This window comes from Peptococcaceae bacterium 1198_IL3148 (genome assembly GCA_036763105.1).
Lineage (GTDB): Bacteria > Bacillota > Desulfotomaculia > Desulfotomaculales > Desulfohalotomaculaceae > JBAIYS01.
Genome location: JBAIYS010000013.1, coordinates 16414 through 33486 on the forward strand (window position 1 = coordinate 16414; position 17073 = coordinate 33486).

21 protein-coding genes and 1 other annotated feature are annotated in these 17073 nt (G+C 43.6%); of the genes, 18 read left to right on the forward strand and 3 right to left on the reverse strand.

Going from position 1 to position 17073, the window contains the following annotated elements; translation table 11 throughout:
• Positions 1-22: 22 nt before the first annotated feature.
• Complete coding sequence (locus tag V6C27_11995; GenBank protein MEG6617129.1) at positions 23-214, forward strand: sigma factor G inhibitor Gin; 192 nt, start codon at positions 23-25, stop codon at positions 212-214.
• On the opposite strand, the gene V6C27_12000 is transcribed toward V6C27_11995, so the two are convergent.
• Positions 169-438, reverse strand: a complete 270-nt coding sequence (locus V6C27_12000) for a hypothetical protein (protein ID MEG6617130.1) — start codon at positions 436-438, stop codon at positions 169-171. The genes V6C27_11995 and V6C27_12000 overlap by 46 nt on opposite strands.
• Positions 439-598: 160 nt before the next feature.
• On the opposite strand from V6C27_12000, the gene V6C27_12005 reads away from it, so the two are divergent.
• From V6C27_12005 to rsmI, 6 genes are all read left to right on the forward strand, one after another.
• Positions 599-2050 carry an aminotransferase class I/II-fold pyridoxal phosphate-dependent enzyme gene (locus V6C27_12005; GenBank protein ID MEG6617131.1) on the forward strand — a complete coding sequence of 484 codons (1452 nt, stop codon included), beginning with the start codon at positions 599-601 and terminating at the stop codon, positions 2048-2050.
• Between the two features lie 2 nt (positions 2051-2052).
• Entirely contained in the window at positions 2053-2676 is a 624-nt protein-coding gene (gene tmk / locus V6C27_12010) for a dTMP kinase (protein MEG6617132.1), read from the forward strand.
• Positions 2669-3652 (forward strand): DNA polymerase III subunit delta', encoded by a 984-nt coding sequence (gene holB, locus V6C27_12015; protein MEG6617133.1) that lies wholly within the window; start codon positions 2669-2671, stop codon positions 3650-3652. The genes tmk and holB overlap by 8 nt, the downstream gene beginning before the upstream one ends.
• Positions 3653-3715: 63 nt before the next feature.
• Positions 3716-4561: a stage 0 sporulation family protein gene (locus tag V6C27_12020; GenBank protein ID MEG6617134.1), complete on the forward strand. Its 846-nt coding sequence runs from the start codon at positions 3716-3718 to the stop codon at positions 4559-4561.
• Positions 4524-4856, forward strand: a complete 333-nt coding sequence (locus tag V6C27_12025) for an initiation control protein YabA (protein MEG6617135.1) — start codon at positions 4524-4526, stop codon at positions 4854-4856. Before V6C27_12020 ends, V6C27_12025 begins: the two co-directional genes overlap by 38 nt.
• On the forward strand, positions 4856-5695 hold the full coding sequence (gene rsmI, locus V6C27_12030) for a 16S rRNA (cytidine(1402)-2'-O)-methyltransferase (protein ID MEG6617136.1): 840 nt from the start codon (positions 4856-4858) through the stop codon (positions 5693-5695). The genes V6C27_12025 and rsmI overlap by 1 nt, the downstream gene beginning before the upstream one ends.
• Before the next feature lie 132 nt (positions 5696-5827).
• Here rsmI and V6C27_12035 read toward each other — a convergent pair whose 3' ends face one another.
• A complete protein-coding gene (locus V6C27_12035) occupies positions 5828-6085 on the reverse strand; it encodes an AbrB/MazE/SpoVT family DNA-binding domain-containing protein (GenBank protein ID MEG6617137.1) in 258 nt (85 codons plus the stop codon).
• A 196-nt stretch (positions 6086-6281) separates the two neighbouring features.
• Positions 6282-6522: a binding site (T-box leader), on the forward strand.
• A gap of 53 nt (positions 6523-6575) precedes the next feature.
• On the opposite strand from V6C27_12035, the gene metG reads away from it, so the two are divergent.
• The 9 genes from metG (at position 6576) to V6C27_12080 (ending at position 14071) form a co-directional block, all read left to right on the forward strand.
• Positions 6576-8120 carry a methionine--tRNA ligase gene (gene metG / locus V6C27_12040; protein ID MEG6617138.1) on the forward strand — a complete coding sequence of 515 codons (1545 nt, stop codon included), beginning with the start codon at positions 6576-6578 and terminating at the stop codon, positions 8118-8120.
• Positions 8121-8173: 53 nt separating this feature from the next.
• Positions 8174-8962, forward strand: coding sequence for a TatD family hydrolase (locus tag V6C27_12045; protein ID MEG6617139.1), 789 nt, complete (start codon positions 8174-8176; stop codon positions 8960-8962).
• Positions 8946-9491 carry a cob(I)yrinic acid a,c-diamide adenosyltransferase gene (gene cobO / locus V6C27_12050; protein MEG6617140.1) on the forward strand — a complete coding sequence of 182 codons (546 nt, stop codon included), beginning with the start codon at positions 8946-8948 and terminating at the stop codon, positions 9489-9491. Before V6C27_12045 ends, cobO begins: the two co-directional genes overlap by 17 nt.
• Before the next feature lie 145 nt (positions 9492-9636).
• Entirely contained in the window at positions 9637-10401 is a 765-nt protein-coding gene (locus V6C27_12055; GenBank protein ID MEG6617141.1) for a 3D domain-containing protein, read from the forward strand.
• A gap of 128 nt (positions 10402-10529) precedes the next feature.
• Entirely contained in the window at positions 10530-10784 is a 255-nt protein-coding gene (locus V6C27_12060) for a hypothetical protein (protein ID MEG6617142.1), read from the forward strand.
• Positions 10785-10897: 113 nt separating this feature from the next.
• Positions 10898-11782: a 16S rRNA (adenine(1518)-N(6)/adenine(1519)-N(6))-dimethyltransferase RsmA gene (gene rsmA / locus V6C27_12065; protein ID MEG6617143.1), complete on the forward strand. Its 885-nt coding sequence runs from the start codon at positions 10898-10900 to the stop codon at positions 11780-11782.
• Between the two features lie 14 nt (positions 11783-11796).
• Entirely contained in the window at positions 11797-12267 is a 471-nt protein-coding gene (locus tag V6C27_12070) for a ribonuclease H-like YkuK family protein (GenBank protein ID MEG6617144.1), read from the forward strand.
• Positions 12268-12390: 123 nt separating this feature from the next.
• Positions 12391-13260 (forward strand): sporulation peptidase YabG, encoded by an 870-nt coding sequence (gene yabG, locus V6C27_12075; GenBank protein ID MEG6617145.1) that lies wholly within the window; start codon positions 12391-12393, stop codon positions 13258-13260.
• Positions 13261-13762: 502 nt separating this feature from the next.
• Complete coding sequence (locus tag V6C27_12080) at positions 13763-14071, forward strand: hypothetical protein (protein ID MEG6617146.1); 309 nt, start codon at positions 13763-13765, stop codon at positions 14069-14071.
• A 4-nt stretch (positions 14072-14075) separates the two neighbouring features.
• On the opposite strand, the gene V6C27_12085 is transcribed toward V6C27_12080, so the two are convergent.
• Complete coding sequence (locus V6C27_12085) at positions 14076-14222, reverse strand: hypothetical protein (GenBank protein ID MEG6617147.1); 147 nt, start codon at positions 14220-14222, stop codon at positions 14076-14078.
• A gap of 68 nt (positions 14223-14290) precedes the next feature.
• On the opposite strand from V6C27_12085, the gene V6C27_12090 reads away from it, so the two are divergent.
• On the forward strand, positions 14291-15796 hold the full coding sequence (locus tag V6C27_12090; protein MEG6617148.1) for a recombinase family protein: 1506 nt from the start codon (positions 14291-14293) through the stop codon (positions 15794-15796).
• A 173-nt stretch (positions 15797-15969) separates the two neighbouring features.
• Positions 15970-16980, forward strand: coding sequence for a hypothetical protein (locus V6C27_12095; GenBank protein MEG6617149.1), 1011 nt, complete (start codon positions 15970-15972; stop codon positions 16978-16980).
• The last annotated feature ends 93 nt before the right edge of the window (positions 16981-17073 follow it).

The window sequence follows — 17073 nt, forward strand, 5'->3', positions numbered from 1 at the left end:
ACAAAACAAAGGGGTGATAGTGATGACAGAGTTTATACCCATTTGCATTTATTGCAATTGGCCTTGGAACCAAGATAACAAAGGTCTTTTTATTAAGGGTAAATATATTTGTGCCACCTGTGAGCAGAAACTAATACAAAGTAATTGTAGTCAACCGGAATATCAGTATTATATCAGTGGCCTAAAAAAGATTTGGCGTTGCTTTGAGGCTTGATCAAGCTCCAGTGACGCTTTTTTTTGTTCCAACCGCTGTCTGCGGTGGGCAATTTCAATTTCCGATTTTATTTTCTTTAGCGTTAACAAATCTATACCGGTGGCAGTGGCAATTTCCACATCGGATTTACCATTTTTCCACCATCTAATTAAACTGGACACGTTGGTGCGATATTTTTTAGATAACTTTTTTTCATCCACCGGCGATTTTTTATTTTTAAGCAAGAAAAGTCCCCCCTTATTATTTTTAAAAAATCAGTGCTAAAATTATTGTTTCTTTTTTACCTCGAGAAATGTTAAACAAAGGTTGGAAAAACTCATGCGCTATGAAAGGATAATAATCTGTGATAAAATTATATATTGGCATAATATATTCAAATTAGGATTGATTAAGTTGAACCAAAAAGAAACACCACTGATCAGCGCTTTGCTAAATTATGTAAAAAAAGGCCATGTTGGCTTGCATGTGCCGGGGCATAGGCAGGGTGTGGCGATACCGGAAGAAATGGCCAATTTAAAAAATGAAATTTTTCAATATGATTTAACGGAATTGCCCGGCCTCGATGACTTGCACCACCCAGAGGAGGCCATTGCCAAAGCCCAAACTTTGGCTGCTCAGTTATATGGGTGCCGAAACAGTTACTTTATGGTCAACGGTACCTCCGGTGGCTTAGCGGCTTTAGTGTTGGCCTGTTGTGGCCCCAATGATGAAATTATTATACCCAGAAATGTCCACCGGTCCATTTTGACCGGGCTGATTTTAAGTGGAGCAAAGCCAGTATATATATACCCGCCCGCTTTAACGGGTTTTGGTTTTACCACCGTGCCCAGTGGTCAACAGTTGAATCATTGTATTTGCCAACACCCCGGGGCCCGGGCAGTGCTGATGGTGCATCCCACCTATTATGGTGTAACCGGGAACCTAAGTGAAATTGCCGACATAACTCACCGAGCGGGTCTACCCCTATTGGTGGATGAGGCCCACGGGGCACATTTGCGTTTTTTTGATCAGTTGCCGGCGGATGCTCTGCAGTGTGGTGCCGATGCGGTGGTACAAAGCACCCATAAAGTTGGTGGAGCGCTGACCCAGGCATCCATGCTGCATTTGAATTCTGACCGGGTGGATCAAACCAGGCTGGAGGCTTGTTTGAAAATGATGCAAACAACCAGCCCTTCTTATCTATTGATGGCTTCATTGGATGCAGCACGGCGTCAGTTGGCGGAAAGTGGCCAGCGGTTAATAAAGCAGTCCTATGAAACAGCCCGCTACCTGCGGGCTAAGTTGAAAGCATTGCCGGGGATTGAAGTGTTGGAGAAACATCACTTAAATGATACCCTAGCAATGGATGAAACTAGATTGGTTATCAACACCAGTAAAATCGGCTTGACTGGTTACCAAGTTTTTGACCTACTATCTGCCGCCGGTGTGCAGGTTGAAATGGCCGATTACCACAACATTGTGGCGGTGCTGGGTCTTAACGCCGACAAGGGTGCGGGGCAGAGCTTGTACAACGGGTTATTAAAGATCGTTAAAAAATACAGTGGCCAAAAGTTGCTCGATGCAACATTAAATCCGCCGGAAGCGGTGGTGATGGTTACCCCCAGAGAGGCATGGTTAGCCAAAACCTTACGAATTCCCTTAGAACAAGCAGTGGGCAAAGTTTGTGGTGACAGTATTTCTGTTTACCCGCCGGGCATACCGGCAGTTTGCCCGGGAGAATTAATTACCCAGGAACTATTGGAGTATCTCTTGGCAGTGCGTACCCATAAACTGCACATCCAATGCTCGGGGGATGCAACTTTAAAAACAATAACTGTAGTTGATTGCGGGGTTTGATTATGTCTGGTAAATTTATCGTATTTGAGGGCATCGATGGCAGTGGCAAAAGTACTCAATTGGCTTTATTGCAACAATATTTAATTCAAAGGGGATATAATGTATTGACCACCAGAGAGCCGGGAGGAACCAAAATCAGCGAAGAAATTCGCAGTCTGCTGCTCAATCCGGCCTACAAAGATTTAGATTATCGAACCGAAGCCTTTTTATACTCGTCCGCCCGGGCTCAGTTGGTATATACTAAGATTAAACCTGCTTTGGCGGCAGGTAAAATAGTGCTTTGTGATCGCTTTGTTGATTCCACCTTGGCCTATCAAGGCTATGGTCGGAGTTTACCCCTTGAATTTTTGCACAGTTTAAACCAATTGGCCACCGGTGGGCTCAGTCCCGATAAAGTGTTGGTTTTTGATTTGCCGTTGGAACAAAGTTTTAGTCGAGTAAAAAATCGCAGTGCCCAGGATCGACTGGAGAGTGAACCTTCACAATTCCATCGTCAGGTAAGGGAAGGATATCTAAAAATAGCCCGGCAGCATGGAGAAACCCATGTGGTTTTAAATGCTACCCTGTCGATAGACGAGCTTCATCAGCAAGTGGTCACAGCGGTGGAGGCGCTGCTAAATGTATAGCTTTCAAGATATAATTGGGCATACTGAAAATATAAACACTTTAATTAAAGCCATTGTTAATAACCGGGTGGCCCATGCTTATTTATTTGTTGGCACTCCCGGGGTTGGCAAAGGTACCATTGCCCATGGCTTTGCCAAAGCTTTATTATGTGAAAACCCGGTGGCGGGAGAAGCCTGTAACCGCTGTCGGCACTGTGGCCAAGTGGAGGGAAACAACCACCCAGATTTGCATGTAACCACCCCAACGGGCGCCACCATCAAGCTCGAACAAATACATTATGTTCAAAAAAATGTAAATTATCGCTCCTATCAAGGTGGTAGACAGGTATACATTATCGAAGATTGTGATGTGATGACGGCGGAGGCAGCCAATTCTTTGCTAAAGACGTTAGAGGAACCACCGGTAAACACCGTCTTTATTTTGATATCTTCCCGGCCATACGCCTTGTTGCCCACCATTTTATCAAGGTGCCAACAATTTTGGTTTAAACCGATGTCGGTGGACCAAATAGTGGAAGGGTTAAACCGACAAACCAATTTAACGGCCGTTGAACAGCAGATGATCGCTGCCATGGCCGGAGGCAGTTTAGGTAGGGCGATATCGCTGGTGAAGGAGAATATTCATACCGTTAGAAATAGCGTACTCAACACCCTGGATAAAATAAAGGCTGGCGATATGGTGCCACTGTTGCAGCAGGCAGCAACTTTAGCCAGTGAAAGAACAGATGCCGTTGAGTGGGTAGAAATGTTACAGCTTTGGATTAGAGATGTGCTAGTTTGGTCCCAAACAGAGGATAAAACGTTGATTATAAATGTAGATTTATTGGACGAGGTTGCTCAGTGGTCCGGCAGGTATAGGCCGGAGCAACTGTTGGCAATGATGGCAGAGGTGGAACAGGCCCGCTGGCGCCTGGAATCCAAGGGTAACACCCGCTTGGTTATAGATGCATTGCTACTTAACTTAGCTCACAATTAGAAAAGCTGGGCTAGCGCCAAGTTTGCTAATTGTTTGTTTGCATAGAAGGAGGACATATTAATGATGTCATATGATGTGGTGGGAATTAGATTTAAAAAAGCTGGCAAAATATATTATTTTGATCCAGATCAGATAGATTTACAGGTTGGCGACGATGCCATTGTGGAGACCACCAGAGGTATTGAATTTGGTAAAGTGGTGCAAGGGCCCAAGGTGGTTAATGAAGAAGAAGTGGTGGCGCCATTGAAAAAAGTAATTCGTAAGGCTACCGAAGAGGACAAACTAAAACTACGGCAGAATAAAATAAAGGAAAAGGAAGCCCATAAAATTTGTTTAGAAAAAATTAAACAGCATGGTCTGCCCATGAAGTTAATTGATGTGGAACAGACCTTTGATGATAACAAAATAATTTTCTACTTTACTGCCGATGGCCGGGTGGATTTTAGAGAATTGGTCAAAGATTTGGCGGCGGTGTTCCGCACTAGAATTGAGCTAAGGCAAATTGGTGTGCGGGATGAAGCTAAAATGTGTGGTGGCTTGGGATGCTGTGGTAGGGAGTTGTGCTGTGGTTCTTGGCTAGGTGAATTTGCCCCGGTTTCCATCCGCATGGCTAAGGATCAAAATTTATCCCTCAATCCCACCAAAATATCCGGTATTTGCGGCCGGTTGATGTGTTGTTTGAAATACGAAAATGATGTTTACGAAGAGGCCAAAGTTAATTTCCCAGAGGTTGGCACCACCGTCAATACCATGCTGGGAGTGGCCAAAGTAATAGGATACAATATTTTTAAAAATACCGTAACTTTAGAAACCAAGGAAAACAAGGATGTGCTAGAACTGCCATTGGCTGAAATTAATAAAGAGATAAAGGGTGAAAAAAGTGGGCCCTCTACCAGGACGGATAGCTAGATTGGAGTATATGGTTAAAGAGTTACTGGCGGAACTGGATGATATAAAAAAAATAGCTCGCTCTTTAGAAGAAGAAAATGATAAATTGCGACGTCAGTTAACCGCTGTTATTAACCAGCCGCCAACAAATAACAAAAAAGAGTTAAGCAGCAAGCCAGACGAACCGACTTTGCTGCGCTTATATAATGAAGGATTTCATATTTGTAATGTTAGGTTTGCCCAAGGCCGAGAAGATGAATGTTTGTTTTGCCTAAGCCTGTTGCGGCGGCAGGATGGTGAGGTGACAGATCAGTAGTGGCGGATATAAAAAAAGGCACGTTATATTTATGTGCAACGCCAATAGGAAATTTAGAAGATATCACCCAGCGGGCGTTACGGTTGCTGAAGGAATGTGATTTAATAGCGGCGGAGGATACCCGGCATACTAGAAAGCTGCTGGCCAACTATGACATTCACACTCCGCTAACCAGTTACCACGCCCATAATGAAAAAAGCAAGGGCGAAAGGCTAATTGAAAAATTAAACCAGGGGCTAAATATTGTGGTGGTTTCCGATGCCGGCATGCCGGGCATCTCGGACCCCGGGGCTGAAATTGTTCAATTGGCGTTGGCCCAGGATATTACCGTGGTGCCCATCCCCGGACCCAGTGCTGGCATTGCCGCATTGGTTGTTTCTGGATTGCCCACCGCCCGCTTTTGCTTTGAAGGTTTTTTGCCGTCAAATAAAAAGGGCCGTCGACGTCAATTGGAGAAGTTGGTCAATGAAAATAGAACGCTAATATTTTATGAAGGCCCCCATCGCCTGCTGGAAACGCTAAGGGATATGTTAAAAATTTTTAGCGATAGAAAACTGGCGGTGGCCCGGGAATTAACTAAAAAACATGAAGAAATCTTTCGGGGTAAAATATCACAGGCCCTAGAGCATTTTGAGATCAATCCCCCCCGGGGGGAGTTTTGCCTAGTGGTTGCCGGATCTGACCAAGATATGAAAACAAATGACTGGGAACATTTGCCGTTGGACCAACATGTCCAGCAAGTGATGGCATCGGGAATGGATAAAAAGGAAGCCATTAAAGAAGTGGCCAAATTGCGTGGTTTGCCCAAAAGAGAAGTATATGCAGCGGTAAATAATTAATCAGGGGACTGTTGCGCAACCTACCGTAGGGGTTGGTTTTCCAGCCCACCCGCCTAAGCAACATAGGTTTGTGCTGGCGGGCAGGTATGGAACCCTGCCCCTACAATTATTTTGCAATAACCCCTTTGCTAGTTAGATAGCCTTTGTGGTTTCGAACATATCCCGGGCACAATCTTTACAAACTTGTTTGCCTTTGAATAATTGGACATCGGCGGCATTGCCACAAAAAACACAGGCTGGCTCATATTTTTTAAGAATAATCTTTTCGCTGTCAACATAAATCTCCAGAGCGTCTTTTTCTTCAATACCCAAGGTGCGCCGCAATTCAATGGGGATAACTACACGGCCCAGCTCGTCCACTTTACGCACAATACCTGTAGATTTCAACATTCTTTCCCTCCCTTGCGTATAACATCTTAGTCGACAGTAAATACTAATATATTACAAGTAAAGAGTACCAACCATTCCATTAAAAGTCAATAACTTTGATAAAATATACCAATTATTTTACATCTTACCAATTGCATAAAAATATCTTAAACTTGACAAAATAAAGTATGTGGGCTAAAATTCCATATTATATAGGCTAATGGTGCTGAAAGAGCGGAGTAAATTACTGGGGGCTGTCCAGAGAGCGGGGATGGTGGGAACCCGTCAGCAAATGGTAATTGAAGATGGCTCTGGAACTGCAGGTCGAATTCCCGTTGGATAGTAGGCTGAGCCGGGGGGTCCCGTTACAGACTATGGTGAATTATACACCTACCGAGGCTTTGGCCGTAAGGCAAAGTGAATCAGGGTGGTAACACGGAACTAAATCCGTCCCTACTGGGGGCGGATTTTTTATTTTACTATCAGTATAAAATTATAGGGGGCAGTTGAATTGAGTAAACCAACATTTTATATTACTACACCAATTTATTATCCCAGTGATAAACTGCATATTGGCCATGCCTATACCACAGTGGCGGCCGATGCCATTGCGCGGTATAAAAAAATCACTGGACATGACGTTTACTTTTTAACCGGTTCAGATGAACACGGTCAAAAAATTGAACGGAAAGCAAAGGAAAATGGGCAAACACCAAAGGAATATGTGGATAAAATAGTGGCCAGCTTTCAGCACCTTTGGCAAAAGCTGGACGTAAACTATGATGACTTTATCCGCACCACCGACGATCGCCACCAGCGGGTGGTGCAGATGATATTTGAGCAACTACACAAGCAAGGGGATATTTATAAATCCTCCTATGAGGGCAAGTACTGCACCCCTTGTGAAACATTTTTTACCGATTACCAGCTGGTGGATGGTAAGTGCCCCGACTGTGGCCGAGAGGTGGAACTGCTGCGGGAAGAGAGTTATTTCTTTAAAATGTCCAAATATGCCGATCGCTGGTTAAAATATATTGAGGATCATCCTGATTTCATTCAACCCACCAGTCGGCGCAATGAGATGATCAGCTTTGTTAAACAGGGGCTGGAGGATCTTTGTGTTTCCCGGACCACCTTTGATTGGGGTATCAAAGTGCCCTTTGATGCTAAACATGTGGTTTATGTGTGGGTTGATGCCTTAACCAACTATATTTCTGCCTTGGGTTATGGCAGTGCAGATGATAGTCTATATCAAAAGTATTGGCCGGCCAATGTGCACTTGGTGGGTAAAGATATTGTACGTTTTCACACCATCATTTGGCCCATTATGCTGATGGCCCTTGATTTACCTTTACCGCAAAAGGTAATGGGTCATGGCTGGTTACTTTTGGAAGGGGGTAAAATGTCTAAATCCAAAGGTAACGTGGTGGATCCGCTGGTTTTAATAGATAAATATGGCGTGGATGCGGTGAGATACTACCTGTTAAGGGAGTTGCCCTTTGGCTCCGACGGTTATTATTCTGAGGAAGCCTTGGCAAAGCGCATTAATATTGATTTGGCCAACGATTACGGCAACCTATTATCCCGCACCGCCACCATGACTGGCAAATATCAACAGGGAGTGCTGCAAAAACCTCAGCCCCAAGGGGAACTGGATGAAGAATTGATTGCTTTGGCCACCGAAACACCTAAATTAGTGGCCGAGGCCATGGAAAAATTAGAAATCTCAACAGCGTTGGCGGCAATTTGGAAATTGATTGCCAGAGCCAATAAATATTTAGAAGAAACCTCACCTTGGTCGGTGGCCAAGGATGAAAGCCAAAGGGCGAGGTTAAATACAATACTGTATAATGTTATTGAAGTGATGAGGTTTGCCACCGTCATGATTACCCCCTTTATGCCTAACATACCGCAAAAGGTATGGCCCCAGTTGGGAATCGCTGATCGGCCAGAACTGCATACTTGGGAAAGTTTGCGCTGGGGTGAGCTACCGGAGGGCACAGTGGTGCAAAAGGGAGATGTATTATTCCCCCGGATTGATCTGAATACGCTGTAAAATTAGGGCGCAATTTAATTTATTGCGCCCTAAATTACTACGGAGGTGTAAGTATGAATTTTATTGATACCCATGCCCATTTAAACGACCAGCGCTTTGCGGCGGATCGGGAACAGTTAATTAATGACGCCATGAAGAGTGGTCTGACAATAATAAATGCCGGTAATGATCTGGAAACATCATCCACTGCGCTGGCACTGGCTAAAAAGTATCCTTTTATATATGCCACCGTGGGAGTGCATCCCCACGATGCTAAAGACGTGCCGGACGATTACCTAAGGCAACTAAAAAATTTGGCCGCTGACCAAAGGGTGGTGGCCATTGGTGAAATTGGTTTGGATTATTATTATGATCTGTCTCCCCGGGATGTCCAAAGACAAGTGTTTGTGGCCCAGTTAAATTTAGCTAAAGAACTTAATTTACCGGTGGTTATTCATTTGCGGGACGCCTATGGTGACTTTTTAGAAATTATGCGCCAAGAAAAGTTAGCACCCATTGGCGGGGTAATGCACTGTTATTCCGGCAGCATGGAGGTGGCCCAAGAGTGCTTAAATATGGGCTTTTACATTTCCTTTGCCGGACCGGTGACCTTTAAAAATGCAGCCAACCTAAAAGAAGTGGCAGCCCAGGTGCCGCTGGAAAAAATACTGGTGGAAACAGATAGCCCCTATCTAACCCCGGTACCCCATCGGGGTAAAAGAAACCAACCGGATTATGTTAAATATGTGGCGGAGCAAATAGCTGAATTAAAACAGATGCCGGTGTCAGAGCTATGGCCGGCAATAATTGCCAATGCCAGCGCATTATTTAAATTGCCAAGGGGTGGTGAAAAAATTGAGTAATGACACCACCGGCTTGGTGCTGGTCTTTACCGGAGAGGGTAAAGGAAAAACCACTGCGGCGCTGGGCACCGCCCTAAGGGCTTGGGGCCAGGGCATGAAGGTTTTATTTCTACAATTTATAAAGGGCAGTTGGCACACCGGAGAACAAAAGGCCTTTGCTAAATTGGGAAATAATATTGAAATTCATCAACTGGGCCTGGGCTTTATAGACTTTAATGATGAAAACCAAATGTTACAACATCGACAGGCGGCACAACAGGGTATAAAGATGGCCCAAGCTGCCATCGCCTCGGGGGAATATCAAATGATTGTATTGGACGAAATAAATTATGCCATTGCCTACCGTCTGGTGGAGGCAACGGCTGTGGTGGAACTAATAAAAACTAAACCCCAGCATTTGCATATCATACTGACCGGCAGGGAAGCCTCGGCAGAAATAATTGATTTGGCAGATTTGGTGACTAAAATGGAAATGATTAAGCACCCCTATCAAAAGGGAATAACGGCCCAAAAGGGGATAGAATTTTAGCCTGTAAATTTTTTCAAATTTTATTCATATTTTCCAAAACAACCGCATATATTTATAAAAGTAATTTGTGCGGGGAGGTGTAGTTATCAGTTTTAGCAAGCCAGAGTTTTTTTGGCAGGATAAATCTTGGCGGTTACTATTTTTAATGATAGTGCTAGCCTTAGCTTTGCTGTTGCTATTAAACTTTTTTGGCAAACAGGTTACCATAGTGGTGGACAACGATACCTACGAAGTTTATACCTTTAAAGCAACAATTGCCCAAGTGATGGCTGAGCAAAATATTACATTGGATGCCAACGACATAGTGGTGCCACAATTGCAAGCTGCCATTAAGGATGGGCAAACAATTAAAGTTGTCAAAGTGGACAAAAAACAGATGACTATACAACAGCAAGTACCCTTTGAAGTTGTACGCCAGGCCGATGACAGGTTGCCTCAAGGTGTGGAAAAAATTCGTCAACAGGGCAGCAATGGAATAAAACAAATGGTTTATAGCGTGGTGTTACATAATGGAATTGAGGTATCCCGTGATCTAATTAAAACCGAAGTGATAAAGGAACCCCAATCTAAAATAGTTGCTGTTGGCAAAAGGCCTGTGGTACCAGTGGTGAGCCGTTCGGCGGTTAATCGGTCAATGGCAGAGGGCCGGTTAACGGCAGTGGCCACCGCCTATACCTTTACCGGTCATAATACCGCCACCGGCATTATACCCCAGCATGGGGTGGTGGCGGTGGACCCAGAGGTGATACCCTTAGGTACAAGATTATATGTAGAAGGCTATGGGGAAGCGGTGGCCCTTGATGTTGGTGGTGATATTAAAGGTAACCGCATAGATGTGTTTTTCCCCAGCAACCAAGAGGCTATAAATTGGGGTAGAAGAACGGTAAATGTGGATATTTTAGGTAAATAACCATAAGGGTGGCGATATGCCATCCTTATTGTTGCTTATAGCAATTATTTGATGTAATTTTTTGGCAGGGAAATTGCGGGTTTAGTAGAATGTTGATATTACTAAAAATATTTTAAGGGGGAGGGCAAATGGGTTGGTCAACCGTTGAATGGCCCCCAAAAAATGGTTCCAATATTAAACCTACACCTAAACTACACCAAAAACTAAAAAAAATAATATTTATTTGTCTAGGGGTAATTGTTATGTTTGCTGTACTATTGGGGCTGGGAGCGCTTTATACCAGTAATAACTTATCCTTTGATAAGGTGACAGAAAAAATAGAACTGATGCAGAAAAATATTTATCATTATTATCAAACTTTGTTTGGTAATTTAATGGAATAAATAATAGGCTGAAATAGGTGCCAGCGGGCACCTATTTATATTTTTCTGGAAGTATTATACCTACTCAGGTTATAATATAAAAAATAACATCAATTGGAAAAGAGAGATGGTTGTTGAAAGATTTATCATCCCCTGCAAAGGTAAGGGAAATATTAGCGCGACATAATTTTAGCACCCGCAAGGCGCTGGGACAAAATTTTCTTATTGACGGTAACATCATCAATAAAATTGTCCAGGCGGCAGAGGTTACCGCTAACGACTTAGTGGTGGAAATTGGCACTGGCATCGGTGTGTTAACCAGTGCCTTGGCAGAAAAAGCCAGCCAAGTGGTGGCTGTGGAGATAGACCAGAAATTAAAACCGATATTAACCGAAACCCTCGGGGATTATCATAATACCGCAGTGGTTTTTGCCGATGCCATGGAAGTGGATTTTGATCAACTGGTGGCAGAAAAGAGTGCCGGCCGGTACGGCAGTAAAGCCCAAAGTTACAAACTGGTGGCCAACCTGCCCTACTACATCACCACCCCGTTAATTATGCACATGTTGACCAACAGATTTAATCTCAATCGGTTAGTTTTAATGACTCAAAAGGAAGTGGCCCAAAGGATGGTTGCCAAACCTGGTCATAAGGATTACGGCGCTTTGACGGTGGCTGTTCAGTATTACACCGAGGCGGACATCGCCTTTAAAGTGCCAAAGACAGTGTTTCATCCTAAACCAGAAGTGGATTCAGCGGTGATATGCCTCAAGGTTAGGGAAAAACCAGCGGTGAAAGTATTGAACGAAAAATTATTTTTTAATGTGATGCGGGCAGCCTTTGGTATGCGGCGAAAAACTTTGCTCAATGCTTTGACTGGGTCAACATTGAATATCGGTAAAGAACAGTGGACAAATATTTTGCATAAAATAAGTATTGATCCCAAACGTAGAGGAGAAACCCTATCGATAGAGGAATTTGCTTTAATAGCTAATGAATTAGCACCGTATAAAAATTAACTAGGAGTCGCCATATGGAGTTTACCAGCCCAACTAAAGGAACCATGACCTTTGAACAAATGATGGAAGATATAATTAAATACATTAGAGGGTTACCTCACTCCAGCTATAAAATAATTATTGGCTCTGATTCACAGGTAAAACATGATACTTGTTATATCACAGCGGTGGTGGTTCACCGCTTAGGTAAAGGGGCCAAATACTATTATCGCAAACAATTGGAACAACGGGTGCGCAGTTTAAGGCAAAAAATTTATTTTGAGACATCATTGAGTTTGGAAGTGGGCGGTTTAGTTACTGGTTATCTGGCGGAAACCGGTTATGATGATTTAGATTTGGAAATCCATATAGATGTGGGTAAAAATGGAGAAACCAAAGATTTAATTAGAGAAGTGGTGGGTATGGTTACCGGCAGTGGCTTTAGAGCAAAAATAAAACCCGACGCCTATGGGGCCTCCAGTGTCGCCGATAAACACAGTAAATAAGAACACATTGGTTTATTTAACCGGTGTGTTCTTATTTTTTACCCGTTGACATACATAGCGGCACCTTTTGGTAATTAACAACATATCATAAAAAAATTGTAATCTGTGTAAGGAGGCAATTTGATGGCGGGATTAAAAAAAGGGGATATCGTTGCCCGTAAATCCTATTCCCGAGATATATTTTTTAAAGTGGTTGATATTTTTGTTAATGATAACAATCAAGAATTTTGCATATTAAAGGGATTGGATGTCCGGCTAACGGCCAGCGCCCCGGTGAATGATTTAGAACGGGTGGATGCTAAGGAAGTGGCCAATCATTGGAAAAATGTAATGAAAAAAAATAATGAGCAAATGAAAAGGGTTTTTCAGCGCCGACTGAAAGATCGGCAGCAATGCTTTAATCGGGCATTAAATACCGGTGCTGATGGGGAAAAAAAAATTGAAGCCTTCGATGTTCCTGGCAGTGTTTTACATCTTGATGGCGATGCCGATTATTTAAATTTATGCTTGACCACCTATAATCAAATGGGTATTCCGGCCCACGGTTATCATGTGGCCGAAGATAAACAGCATCAAGTTGTAATTCAATATCTGGAAGAACATCGGCCGGATATTGTGGTGTTAACAGGCCACGACGGTTTGGTTAAGGGGGCTAAGGATCAGCGCAATGTCAACAATTACTACAATTCCGATAACTTTATTAAATCGGTAAAGGCCGCCCGCAAATATGAAAAAAATATGGACGATTTAATTATTTTTGCCGGCGCTTGTCAATCCTGTTATGAGGCCATTTTAGAGGCCGGTGCCAACTTTGCCAGTTCTCCAAAACGGGTACTGATACACGCCTTTGATCCAGTTTTTGTGGTGGAGAAAATTGCCTTTACTTCAATTTACGATCCGGTGCCATTAAAGGAAGTCATTTCAGGCACCATCACAGGTTTTGACGGCATTGGCGGACTTGATACACCGAATATACAATCCAAAAAACGATAGGTACCTTTGTAAAACTAAGCATTTGGTAATATATGGTGGTGCATGAAAGATAATTTAATTAAACTGCCAAATATAACAGCAAACGGTATTTGGAATTATTTGTTAGCATGATAATTGTTAAGGGGCAAGCCACTTAGTGCCCAAGCTTTGAACAATAACCCAAACAACCAAAATATTAAAAGTAAAAATCAGCAAATACTGATTAGTGGAGGGTTGAGTAAGGGTTATTTTTCAGACAGCTTATCACATAGATTAGTTATAACCAAGTATCTACCATGCCGCTAACACTACTTGAATAATTAAGATGGGATGGGAACTTCCCTTAGGGGTGCACTGGTGGCATGATCAAATAACCACAACTGAATAGAGATTTATGAAAGCATGATTAAACAGAGCATCAAATTAAAAATTACATAGGGTTGGGCTGGATATGAATTAGGCAAGCATTAGGGCAGCAGCCAGCTTGATTTTTGGGCTGTTGCCTTAGAAGGAGTGGTGTGTGATGTTGGCTGTTTTTAATGATATACGGGGTAAAAAGGCGCGACGGGAGCAGAGCATTGTCAAAGGAGTGGCGCGCTTAGGGCAGGACAAAAAAGTCTTTGCTGGTGAAAAGGATGTCGGTGGCAGGGCCAGTTATTTTAGCGATAATATAATGGCGGTGGCCAGGAACAAAAAAAATTATATAAAGGCTGAGCCACAGGGCGGGCGGTGGCGTGGTGGTGCCCGGTTGGGGCCGCCAGCAGGAGGACGCTCCATGGTGAGGGCTGGTCCCATAATGGCAAATAATTTGGGAGGGGGGATGGAATGGTAAATTTTTAATCGGTGTTTTTGTCGTCACTGGGTTGGTCTGGGTTGTTTAATTTAGGTAATGGATCACTTCCGGAAGTGAGTATTTTATATAAAACAGACAGTAATTGTTGTTGGTTTAATTTATCTTGACTAAAGGATTTATGAATAATCATCAGCAATCACCCCGTTAACATTACATTATGCGGGTAAAATAACAACAGACCCTGGGAGGCTTGGTTATTTGAAGGTTGCCATTTATTGCCGGGTGTCCACCGAGGATCAGGCGGAAGCTAAAACAATTGAAAACCAGGTAGAATTTGCCCAAAGGTACTGTCAGTTACACAACCTAGAGATTTATGAATTCTATCTGGACGATGGGGTAAGTGGAACCATTCCACTGCTTAAAAGGCCGGCCGGAAAGAGGATGTTTAAAGATGGAAAAGAGGGGCATTTTAAGGCCGTGTATGTTTACCGCTTAGATCGCTTGGCCAGAACGACGTTGGACATTTTAAATACCCACGATAAATTGGATAAGCTGGGAATAGCATTAAAAAGTATGACCGAGAGTTTCGATACATCAACCCCCAGTGGTAAGTTTTTTATGACTACTTTGGGCGGCATAGCGGAGATAGAAAGATCCACCATCGCAGAAAGGATGCGCTTAGGTAAGGAGCGGGCAATAAAAGAGGGGAGGTGGCCAGGGGGGCCACCTCCATATGGATATGTCATTAAGGATAAGCGGTTAACCGTTAGTCAGCAGGAAGCGGAAATCATTAAACTAATTTTTAAGCTTTATACCGAAGCCGGTATGGACACCGTGGCAATTGCAGATTATTTGACTGCCACCGGCTACGATACCCCCACCGTTAGTCGCAATAAAGATAGTAAAACAGTGAATGTTTGGTATAGTAGCAAAGTATGGGCCATTCTGCAGAACACAGTTTATCGAGGTGAATTTTGTTATGGCAAAAACCGGCCCAAAGAAAAACAGCTAAAATTCACCTGTCCCGCAATTATCGACCAAGACCAGTGGGATCAAGCGCAAAAAAAATTGAAAAGCAATTATTTTAATGCTAAACGCAACGCCAAGCATCAGTACTTGCTGCGGGGATTGATCAAGTGTGGTACTTGCGGGCGGAACTACTGTGGGGATGGTAGCCACAGTAAAGGCAGGTATCACTATTATCGGTGCACCGGTAACTCTTCCTTTCGCGGCAAACTGGTGACTAAATGTCAGTCAAGATCTGTACGGGCAGACCTGTTGGAAAAGGTTGTTTGGCAGGATATTTGGCAATATTTGACCAATAACCAAACTCTGATCAACGAACTGTTGGGACTTCTCAATGCCGATAGAGGGCGCTCAGCAACAGCTGCGGGCATTGAGGAATTGGCACTATTAAACAAACGGATCAGTGATAAAGAGCGGGAAAAGGTTAAAATACTATCCCTTTTTCGTAAATCCCTGATAAATGAAAGGGATATCGAAATCCAGTTGCGGGCAATAAATCATGATTTGGCAATTTTAAACCAACGACAGCGGACGATACAAAATAGGCAGCAGCAAGTCACAGGGCCACCGGTGGAGAGCTTTAGCATGGTAAAGCTACTGCAAGAAAAATTACTTGCTGCGGATATTGGGTTAAAGAGGGAATTGATGGCCATATTGGTAAAAGACATCATTGTTTTTAGTAATGATATGCCAGAGAAACCCCAAGTAACGATAAACTACTGTTTTCCTTTTAAATAATCAAACAGGCAGTGGGTGGCCATTGGGCCTGTCCGTTGTTTGGAATGTACTGCTGTTGTGGAAACCCGTGGTAAGCACCGCTTAGGAATTCCTAAATCTTCATATTAAGAAAGACACCCCTCCAGGGAAGTTTGCATAACATGAAATAGGATTTTCCTGGGAGGGGTTTTTTTATGGATAGATATTTTAACGTGTTGGCAAAATTTCGCAATAAAGCATTGCGACAAAAGAATGTTGTCGGTGTAGGTGTGGGCCATAAAGAAGTGGGCAATATGCGAACCAAACAGTTGTCAGTGGTGGTGTTTGTGGAAAAGAAACTGCCAGCCAGTGAATTAAAAAGGAGTCATGTGGTTCCGAGAAAAATTGATGGGGTAGATACTGACGTTATTGAGGTGGGGCGCATTAAAATGTTGGGTGTCCGCACCCAAAGGATTCGGCCCGCTATGCCTGGGTGCAGTATTGGCCATTATCGCGTCACGGCCGGCACTTTGGGGGCAGTGGTTAAGGATCGCAGCACCGGTGCCCCGCTGATTTTATCCAATAACCACATTTTAGCAAATGGCTCCAACGGCTATGACGGTCGGGCCGTTGTGGGTGATCCCATCCTGCAACCGGGCAAGTATGATGGCGGCAATGAAAATGACCGCATTGGCAGTCTGTTGAGATTTGTCCCCATCAGTCGGGGCTCCGCTGAACAACAATCCTCTTGCCCCTATGCCAGCGGCTTTTCTGCGGTGACCAACGCCATGCTGCATCTGATTAGACCTAACTATGAAATTAAGGTGTTCAAAAAATTGCAACAGAATAATATTGTGGACTGTGCGCTGGCAGCACCGGATAACCCCGAACTAATCAGCGGGGAAATATTGGATTTTGGTTTAATTCAAGGTGTCACCGAGGCTAGGCCTGGTATGCCGGTGAGAAAAAGCGGGCGCACCACCGGGGTTACGTCGGGAACAGTGACCACAGTGGGGACATCACTGAAGGTGGAAATGGATGGTAACGAAATGGTGATGTTTAACGATCAGGTTACCACCAACATGAGTTCCCAAGGTGGCGACAGCGGTTCATTGGTGTTAACGCCCGATAATCAAGTGGTGGGGCTGCTGTTTGCCGGTTCCGACAAAATCACTGTTTTTAATAAAATACAGCACGTTATGGATGCGCTGAACATTGAATTTTAGTATCTATATAAATAAGGGGCAGGTTTCCATGCCTGCCCGTATTACATTCATTATTACATGAAAAATGCTTTTTGTAGGGGCTCAATTCATTGA